1 protein-coding gene is annotated in these 1,599 nt (G+C 40.7%); it reads left to right on the forward strand.

What is annotated here, in order from left to right; genetic code table 11:
* Positions 1-238: 238 nt before the first annotated feature.
* Positions 239-1,599: group II intron reverse transcriptase/maturase (gene ltrA, locus M2277_RS31580; protein ID WP_280756428.1), on the forward strand; the 1,361-nt coding region annotated here is incomplete at its 3' end.

Consider the following 1,599-nt stretch of genomic DNA (forward strand, 5'->3'; position numbering starts at 1 on the left):
ACAAGGAAAGCAAGGAACGTCGTAATAGCGGACTGCCATCCCAGACGTCTACTATAAGGCAGAACACATGCCGAAGTGTACTAATCCTTGTGAGAGTAGAGGCACGACCGATGAAATACCTGTAATGGGTGTGGAGGAACAGCCTCAAGTCTTTTTAAATTAATATCAATTTTCCAAAAAGTGAATTGCACCGATCAGGTAGGAACGTGGGAAATCTCCTGAAAGAGGTGAGGCCACAGTGCAAACTCTACGTTACTGGGACTACTACGACATGACGAGTACCTTTACTGACCTATATGAGAACGCTCAAAAAAGGATAGCTTTTAACAATCTTTACGACCTAATAATAACAAAACAAAATATCCTTTTGGCATACCGCACCATAAAGTCAAATAAAGGCTCGGTTACACCCGGAACAGATGGCAAAACGATTGATAACCTAAAGACACTAACTGATGAAGAAATGGTACTCCTAATAAGGAGAAGGCTACTGAATTATCAACCAAAGAAAGTCAGACGAGTCCATATCCCCAAGCCTAACGGGAAAAAAAGGCCGCTGGGTATTCCCTGTATAACCGATAGAATCATTCAGCAATGCTTCAAACAAGTCATTGAACCCATTGCTGAAGCTTATTTCTACAAACATAGTTACGGCTTCAGACCAGTGCGGTCAGCACATAATGCCCTTGCCAGAGTGCAACATTTAATTAATATGGCGAACCTCCACTATGTTGTAGACGTAGACATACAAGGGTTTTTCGATAATGTTAATCACACATTACTCTTAAAACAGCTATGGAACATGGGAATAAGGGATAAAAGAGTACTGAGAATCATCAGCAAAATGCTAAAAGCTGAGATTGAAGGAGAAGGTACCCCATTAAAGGGCACTCCACAGGGTGGAATTTTATCACCACTATTATCCAATATCGTACTAAACGACTTGGACCAATGGGTAGCTGGGCAATGGGTAAACTTTGAAACACAATATGCGTATGCGGGGAACTTTCACAGAATTAGAGCACTCAAGAAAACCAACCTCAAAGAAGGTTACATTGTTCGATACGCAGATGATTTCAAAATACTCTGCCGCGATTGGAAGACAGCCCATAGGTGGTACCATGCAGTCAGACTCTATCTCAAGGATCGTCTTAAACTTGACATCTCACCCGAAAAATCACAAATCGTGAACCTTAGAAAACGAAAATCTGATTTCCTAGGGTTCACTATATGGGCTGAGAAAAAAGGAAAAAAGAGAGTAGCATACACGGGCATAAACAACAAAAAGAAAGAACAGCTCAAGAAGGAAGCAAAAGATCGAATCAAAACAATACACAAATCGCCCACTGCACAAAATGCACTCTTGTTCAATAGCTTTGTACTTGGAATCCACAGGTACTTCTCACGAGCAACACATGTTAGTGTTGAGTTCGCACGACTTGCCTATGATCTGAAAGCATTCACTTACAATCGTCTAAAAGCAATCGGGAAATATCAACATCCAGATATTCCACCACCAACCTACAAAAAGTTCTACAAGAATAACTACAGAACTTTTAAAGTTGCAGGAGTATTCCTATTCCCTTTAAGAGATGTGAA

The sequence above is a fragment of the Paenibacillus sp. LBL genome (genome assembly GCF_029893715.1).
Classification (GTDB): Bacteria; Bacillota; Bacilli; order Paenibacillales; family Paenibacillaceae; genus Paenibacillus_AQ; species Paenibacillus_AQ glucanolyticus.